Annotated in this window: 7 protein-coding genes and 2 pseudogenes; 4 read left to right on the top strand and 5 right to left on the bottom strand. The window is 67.4% G+C overall.

Annotated elements, in window-relative coordinates; translation table 11 throughout:
* Together Q0R27_RS00575 and groES are read right to left on the bottom strand one after the other, a co-directional pair.
* Positions 1-567 (bottom strand): TCP-1/cpn60 chaperonin family protein (locus tag Q0R27_RS00575; RefSeq protein WP_293940113.1); only part of this gene is annotated, 567 nt, incomplete at its 3' end.
* 73 nt (positions 568-640) lie between these two features.
* The gene (groES, locus tag Q0R27_RS00570) at positions 641-928 is read right to left on the bottom strand and encodes a co-chaperone GroES (protein WP_293940111.1); all 288 of its coding nucleotides are present in this window, start codon (positions 926-928) and stop codon (positions 641-643) included.
* 179 nt (positions 929-1107) lie between these two features.
* Between groES and Q0R27_RS00565 the strand changes: the two are divergent.
* Together Q0R27_RS00565 and Q0R27_RS00560 are read left to right on the top strand one after the other, a co-directional pair.
* A pseudogene (locus Q0R27_RS00565) lies at positions 1108-1200 on the top strand (L,D-transpeptidase family protein); the annotation flags it as partial.
* Positions 1201-1269: 69 nt separating this feature from the next.
* Complete coding sequence (locus tag Q0R27_RS00560; RefSeq protein WP_293940109.1) at positions 1270-1863, top strand: L,D-transpeptidase family protein; 594 nt, start codon at positions 1270-1272, stop codon at positions 1861-1863.
* A gap of 3 nt (positions 1864-1866) precedes the next feature.
* Here the strand turns inward: Q0R27_RS00560 and Q0R27_RS00555 are convergent, their stop codons facing one another.
* Entirely contained in the window at positions 1867-3243 is a 1377-nt protein-coding gene (locus Q0R27_RS00555; RefSeq protein WP_293940107.1) for an MATE family efflux transporter, read from the bottom strand.
* Positions 3244-3381: 138 nt separating this feature from the next.
* On the opposite strand from Q0R27_RS00555, the gene sppA reads away from it, so the two are divergent.
* Together sppA and Q0R27_RS00545 are read left to right on the top strand one after the other, a co-directional pair.
* Positions 3382-5250 carry a signal peptide peptidase SppA gene (gene sppA / locus Q0R27_RS00550; RefSeq protein WP_293940105.1) on the top strand — a complete coding sequence of 623 codons (1869 nt, stop codon included), beginning with the start codon at positions 3382-3384 and terminating at the stop codon, positions 5248-5250.
* A complete protein-coding gene (locus Q0R27_RS00545) occupies positions 5241-5771 on the top strand; it encodes a GNAT family N-acetyltransferase (RefSeq protein ID WP_293940103.1) in 531 nt (176 codons plus the stop codon). The genes sppA and Q0R27_RS00545 overlap by 10 nt, the downstream gene beginning before the upstream one ends.
* Here Q0R27_RS00545 and Q0R27_RS00540 read toward each other — a convergent pair.
* Together Q0R27_RS00540 and Q0R27_RS00535 are read right to left on the bottom strand one after the other, a co-directional pair.
* On the bottom strand, positions 5768-6457 hold the full coding sequence (locus Q0R27_RS00540; RefSeq protein WP_293940101.1) for a hypothetical protein: 690 nt from the start codon (positions 6455-6457) through the stop codon (positions 5768-5770). The genes Q0R27_RS00545 and Q0R27_RS00540 overlap by 4 nt on opposite strands.
* Positions 6458-6467: 10 nt before the next feature.
* A pseudogene (locus Q0R27_RS00535) lies at positions 6468-6728 on the bottom strand (dihydrolipoyl dehydrogenase); the annotation flags it as partial.

Genomic DNA, 6728 nt, shown 5'->3' with positions numbered 1-6728 from the left:
GACGTCGAGTTCGAACTCGAGCCCCTTGGCTTCCTCGACGGTGATAACGCCTTCCTTGCCGACCTTTTCCATCGCTTCGGCGATCTTCTCGCCGACGACGGTGTCGCCGTTGGCCGAGATGATCCCGACCTGGGCGATTTCCTTGGTCCCGGCGACCGGCTTCGAGCGCGCCTTTAAGTCCTCGACGACGCGAACGACGGCGAGGTCGATGCCGCGCTTCAAGTCCATCGGGTTCATGCCGGCGGCGACCGACTTCATGCCCTCGCGAACGATCGCCTGGGCGAGCACGGTCGCGGTGGTGGTGCCGTCACCGGCGATGTCGTTGGTCTTCGAGGCCACTTCGCGCAGCATCTGCGCACCCATGTTCTCGAACTTGTCCTTGAGCTCGATCTCCTTGGCGACGGTGACGCCGTCCTTGGTGATGCGCGGCGCGCCATAGCTTTTGTCGAGAACGACGTTGCGGCCCTTGGGACCCAAGGTCACCTTGACCGCGTCGGCGAGGATGTCGACGCCGCGCATGATGCGTTCACGCGCGTCGCGGCTGAATTTTACGTCCTTGGCTGCCATGTTGGCTACCCTTTCTGTGTAAGTGAAACTTCACGATCATCGCTCATCTGAGCAATGGGAGGTCGATCGGCTGTTAGCCAACGATCCCCAGAATATCGCTTTCTTTCATGATGATGAGGTCTTCGCCGTCGACCTTGACCTCGGTGCCCGACCATTTGCCGAACAGGATCTTGTCGCCGGCCTTGACCTCGAGCGGGTGGACCGTGCCAGCTTCGTTGCGAGCGCCGGTGCCGGCGGAGACGACTAGGCCCTCCTGGGGCTTTTCCTTGGCCGTGTCGGGGATGATGATCCCGCCAGCGGTCTTTTCCTCGGCCTCGGTGCGACGCACGAGGACACGGTCATGAAGCGGCCTGAAACCCATCTTCCTGATATCCCTTTAATTGATTGAACCTGCCGCTGGCACTCACCGGATGAGAGTGCCAGCGATGCAGCGCATATGGGAGGGCGGCATAAGGAGGTCAAGCAATCGTTGTGCATTTCAGGTTCGATGGTTGCGAGACCGTCGTGATTTTGAAGGAAAGACAGATCAACGTCGATCGCGGCGACAACCCGGGCTATCCGGCCAGCCACGGCTGCATCCGCCTGCCGGTGAGGTTCGCCGCGCGGCTGTTCGAGCTGACCCAAACCGGCAGTCCAGTCATTATCGAGGCGTAACGCTTCGCATTTCCCCGCAATCTTGGCATGGTCCAGGATATACCAGCCATGCCGAGATCCGGAGCACCGCTTTTGAAACGCCAGTCGGCCGTCTTCGGCCTCGTCACCGAGATGTTGCTGTCCGCTTGCGCGGTCGACCAACGGCAGGTCGCCGGGCCGGTCGTTCCGGCAGCCGCCGCCGAGCCGCGCCCATGGGGCTGGGGCTATTCGGCAAAGGCCAAGGCCGAGATGGCGGCGACCTTCGGGGTCGCCAGCCTTGCCGCGCCGGACTCGCGGTGGGTCAGCGACGTGCCCGCGACCGGCCCGGTCAGGGTCGTAGTCAGCCTGTCCGACCAGATGGCGTGGGTCTATCGCGCTGACCGGCTGATCGGCGCGTCGACCATTTCAAGCGGCAAGAAGAATCATGAATCGCCGGTCGGCCAGTTCCCGATCCTCGACAAGCAGGTGTTTCACCGCTCCAACCGCTACAGCGCCGCGCCGATGCCGTTCATGCTGCGCCTCAATCGCTATGGCGTCGCGCTCCACGGCGGCGTGGTGCCGGGCTATCCGGCGTCGCATGGCTGCTTCCGGTTGCCGATGAGCTTCGCCAAGAAACTGTTCGCGACCGTGGCGCGCGGTGACGTTGTCTACGTCGAGGGCTAAGCCCTAGGCAGTCGCGGGGGCGCCGAGCCCGAGCACCTCGCGCCGTGTCCACCGCACGATCATCAGCAGCGCGACGACGGCGAGGCCGAGCGCGAGTCCGGCCCAGATCCCCTGCCCCGCCCAGCCGCGGCGGAACGCAAGCCAGGCACCGGCGCCGATGCCGATGCCCCAATAGCCGATCAGCGCAAAGAACATCGGTACGCGCGTGTCGTGGAGCCCGCGCAGCATCCCCGCGCCGACCACCTGCGCCCCGTCGACCACCTGAAAGATGGCGGCGATGGCGAGGAAGTTGACGGCGAGGCCGATGACCCGCGCATTGGCCGCATTGTTTTCGAGGAACAGGGTGACGAGCGGGCGTGGTTCAAGCCACAGCAGCGCCGCCATCGCGGCCATGAATCCGACCCCGAGCAGCCATGCGGTCCAGCCGGCGCGGGTGATCGCGGCGCGGTCGCCGCGGCCGAGCGCGAAGCCGACGCGGATGGTCGCCGCCTGCCCCAGCCCGAGCGGTACCATGAAGCTCAGTGCCGCGATCTGCAGCGCAACGGCGTGGGCGGCGACCGATTCGGCGTCGATCAGCCCCATCAGGAATGCCGCCGCGCCGAATACCGCACCTTCAAAGCTCATCGCCAGCCCGATCGGCAGCCCCAGTTTGACCAGTGCCCCGAAGCGCGGCCAGTCCGATCGCCACCACCGCCCGAACAAATGGAAGCGCGCGAACTGGCGGTCGGTGAGCAGCACGGCCGCCAGCGCCAAAGCGAGCACCGCCCAGACGATACTGGTCGCCATGCCGCCGCCGATAATGCCCAGCGCGGGCAGCCCCAAGTGGCCGAAGATCAGCGCCCAGCCGAGCAACGCGTTGAGGCCGATGCCGACGGCGCTGATCGCCAGGATCCAGCCCGGCCGCTCGAGCGCCGAGAGGAAATTGCGCATCACCTGGAACAGCAGGAACGGCAACGCGCTCCACATATAGCCGCGCAGAAAACGGCCGGCGTCATGCGCCAGGCTCGGCTCCTGACCGAGGCCGAGGATCAGCGGCTCGGCGTTCCACAGCACGAGCCAGATCCCCAGCGAGAGCAGCACCGCCAGCCACAGCGCCTGGCGAAAGGTCCGGCGGACCTGACGGACACTGTGCGCGCGGCGACCCAAGGCGGTCGCCATCATCGGCGACGAGGCGGTGATCATCCCGATTCCGAACAGCAGGAAGGCGAAGGTCAGATTCAGCCCCAGCGCCGACGCCGCCAGCGCATGCGGCCCGAGCCAGCCCATCAGGACGACGTCGGTCGCCTGGATCAGCGCCATCGTCAGGTTCGACAGGATCAGCGGCCAGGAAAGGACGAGCATCGCCCGGAACTCGGTGCGCCAGGGGTGAGAAGCGGACATGTGCGGGGTCATGCGGGGCGGCGAATATTTGCGCAACACCCCCAGTCAGGGAGAGCTGCATTTAGGGATCTTTGCTAGCCGCTCGCAATCCCCGCCGCGCTCGGCTAGCAGCGGCTGGCGATTTGCGAGGGACACAAGATGCGATTGGTACGGGCGATCTGGCGGCTGATAGTCGGGGTCAAGGACGTCCTCGTCCTGATTTTCATGCTGCTGTTCTTCGGCGCGATCTATGTCGCCCTGTCGGCCGGTCCGCCGCCGGTTCGCGACGGGGTGCTGACGCTGGCGCTGACCGGCAGGGTGGTCGAGCAGCCGTCGAAGCCCGACGCCACCGCGCTGCTCTCGGGACAATCAGGCCGGGTCAAGGAATATGCCCTGCGCGACCTCGTCGCGGCGCTCGACGCGGCGAAGAGCGACGACCGGGTCAAGGCTGTCGCGCTCGACTTCGACGGCTTCCTCGGCGGCGGCGAGGCGGCGATGGGCGACCTCGGCGCGGCGGTGTCGCGGGTCAAGGCGGGCGGCAAGCCGGTGATCGCCTATGCCACGGGCTACACCGACGACAGCTATCAGGTCGCGTCGCATGCCTCGGAGATCTGGCTGAGCCCGTTCGGGACGGTCGGACTGATGGGCCCGGGATCGCAGAACCTCTATTACAAGGGGCTGCTCGACAAGCTGGGGGTGACCGCCAACGTCTATCGCGTCGGGACCTACAAGTCGGCGGTCGAGCCGTTCATCCGCAGCGACATGTCGCCCGAGGCCAAGGCCGCGGCGCAGGCACTGGGCGGGGCATTGCTCGAGAATTGGCGCGACGACGTGGTGAAGGCTCGGCCGGCGGCGAAGGTCGATGCCTATATGAAGGACACGGCGGGCGCGGTGGCGGCGGCGGGTGGCGACCTTGCGGTGGCGGCGCGCAATGCCGGGCTGGTCGACCGGGTCGCCGACCGGCGCGCGTTCGAAGCGCGGCTGGCGAAGCTTGGCGGCGAGGATGACAAGGCCCGGACCGGGTACCGCACGATCCGCCTCGACAGCTATGTGAAGGCGATGGTCGACCGCAATCCGCGCGGGCCGATCGGGATCGTCACGATTGCCGGGACGATCGTCGACGGCAAGGCGCCGCTCGGTACCGCCGGCGGCGACAGCATCGCCGCGGCAATCCGCAAGGGGATCGCCGACGATGATGTGAAGGCGCTGGTCGTGCGGGTCGATTCGCCGGGCGGGTCGGTGATTGCGTCCGAGCGGATCCGCCAGGCGCTGCTCGCGGCCAAGGAGAAGAAACTGCCGATCGTCGTGTCGATGGGGTCGGTGGCGGCGTCGGGCGGATATTGGGTCTCGACCCCGGGCGATTATGTCTTTGCCGAACCGTCGACGATCACCGGATCAATCGGGGTGTTCGGGATATTGCCGAGCTTCCAGGGGACGCTGCAGAAGCTCGGGGTTGGCGCCGACGGGATCAAGACGACCCCGTTGTCGGGCGAGCCCGACCTGTTCCACGGGCCATCGCCCGAGGCTGCGGCGCTGATCCAGGCGGGGGTCAATTCAATCTATTCGCGCTTCCTCGGGATTGTCGGCGCCGCGCGGCACAAGAGTCCAGCCGAGATCGACAAGATCGCGCAAGGGCGGGTGTGGGACGGCGGGACCGCGCGCCAGCTCGGGCTGGTCGACGGGTTCGGCGGGATGGCCGAGGCGATTAGCAAGGCGGCCGAACTCGCCAAGCTCGGCGACGAGCGCGGCGTGCGCTACCTCGAACGGCCGGCGAGCTTGCAGGAAGCGGCGATGGCGGCACTGGCCGGCAACGATGACGAGGATCGTGGGACGACCGACGCCTTCGCAGGCCTGGCGCCGTCGCCCGCCGCCGAGATTGAGCGAGCGCTCGCGGAAGTGCAGCAGATCATGGCCGGGCCGTCGGTCCAGGCGCGCTGCCTCGAGTGCGGGCCGAGCAGTTCGGCGGCGGTGACGCGCGACGCGACGCCCGGGCTGTTCGCGCTGGTGCTGCGCTGGCTGTGGTCCTGATCCGGGCGGCGAGCGAGGCCGACGCCGCCGCGATCGCCGCCATCTACGCGCCGTTCGTCGAGACCAGCCAGGCGACGTTCGAGGAAGTGCCGCCCGACGCCGCCGAAGTGGCGGGGCGGGTGCGCGGGACGGGTATCGCCTACCCGTGGCTGGTCGCCGAAGAGGCAGGGGCGCTGCTCGGTTATGCCAGCAGCGGCTATTTCCGCCAGCGCTCGGCCCATCGCTGGGCGGTCGAAACCGGCGTGTATGTCGCGCCCGGCAGCCATCGGCGCGGGGTCGCGCGGCGGCTGATGAGCGCGCTTCTGGTTCAGCTCGAGCGCGCCGGGTTCGTCACCGCCATCGCCAGCATCTCGCTGCCCAACCGGCCAAGCGTTGCGCTCCACGAGAGCCTCGGCTTCACCCTCGCCGGAACGATCCGGGCGCCCGGCTACAAGCTCGGCGAGTGGATCGACATCGGCTATTTCCAGCGCGACCTCGCGACGCGAACGGTGCCACCACGGGAGCCGGAGCCGGTCAGCTAGGGTCGGCGGCGGCGCTTGCCGGTGAGCGGGAGCAGGACGAGCGCGAGCACGGTGGTGAGCAACGTCAGCAGCCCGAAGCCGACGATCCACGGATTGTGGGTATTCTCGCGGCTGCCCAGATCCATGATGTGGAGCCCCCACATCCAGTCGTAGAAGCGCCAGAAGCGGGTCCGCGTCGCAATCACCGCCCCGCTGTCGGCGGCGACGAAGAAATGGGCGCCGTCGCTCATCGTGATGGCGAAGGCCGGACCCTTGCGGCGCAGGTCGAGCGGCGGACGGGCGGCGTCGATCACCTGGGTCGAGACGATGCGCGCCGTGCCACGATAGCGCGCGGTAAATTCGCGGACGGCATCGGCAGGAGTGAGGTCGGGCAGCAGCGCGCCGGTCGCGGGATCAGCCAGCATCGAGCCACCCCCGGCAAATTGCGCGACCCAGCGTGGCCCGGCGGCACGCGGCTCGATCGCCAATGCGGTCAGCCGTCGCCCGCCGAAATCGGGAACGACCGGCGTCGCCGACAAGGTGAACGGCGCGGCGGGAGCGAGCAGCGCGCTGCCGCGAACCTCGTCGATCGGCTTCCACACCATGACGACGCCGCTCAGCGTCCAAAACAGCAGCGGCACGCCGACCAGCCAGCCCAGCCAGATATGGTAGCGCCGCAACACGGTGCGGATGCGGGTCTTGCTCAACGCAGGCGGCTCAGATGTGGATCGGCTTGCCTTGCACCGCCATCGCCGCTTCCTTCATTGCCTCGGCGTGGGTCGGGTGGGCGTGACTGGTGTAGGCGATGTCCTCAGATGTCGCGCCGAACTCCATCGCGATGCAGGCTTCGGCGATGAGTGTGCCGGCCAGTGACGAGATGATCCATACTCCGAGCACGCGGTCGGACTTGGCGTCGGCGATGACTTTCACGAATCCGTCGGTGTCGCGATTGGTCTTGGCGCGGCTGTTGGCCATGAA

Origin of the sequence: Sphingomonas sp., from assembly GCF_025362505.1 — a bacterium.
Taxonomy (GTDB): domain Bacteria; phylum Pseudomonadota; class Alphaproteobacteria; order Sphingomonadales; family Sphingomonadaceae; genus Sphingomicrobium.
This window is presented reverse-complemented; position numbering and strand designations above follow the sequence as displayed.

Excerpts from the sequence above, each read along its gene's own strand:
- Q0R27_RS00560 (WP_293940109.1), top strand. The coding sequence starts at position 1,270 with ATGCCGAGATCCGGAGCACCGCTTTTGAAACGCCAGTCGGCCGTCTTC.
- sppA (WP_293940105.1), top strand. The coding sequence starts at position 3,382 with ATGCGATTGGTACGGGCGATCTGGCGGCTGATAGTCGGGGTCAAGGAC.
- Q0R27_RS00555 (WP_293940107.1), bottom strand. The coding sequence starts at position 3,243 with ATGTCCGCTTCTCACCCCTGGCGCACCGAGTTCCGGGCGATGCTCGTC.
- groES (WP_293940111.1), bottom strand. The coding sequence starts at position 928 with ATGGGTTTCAGGCCGCTTCATGACCGTGTCCTCGTGCGTCGCACCGAG.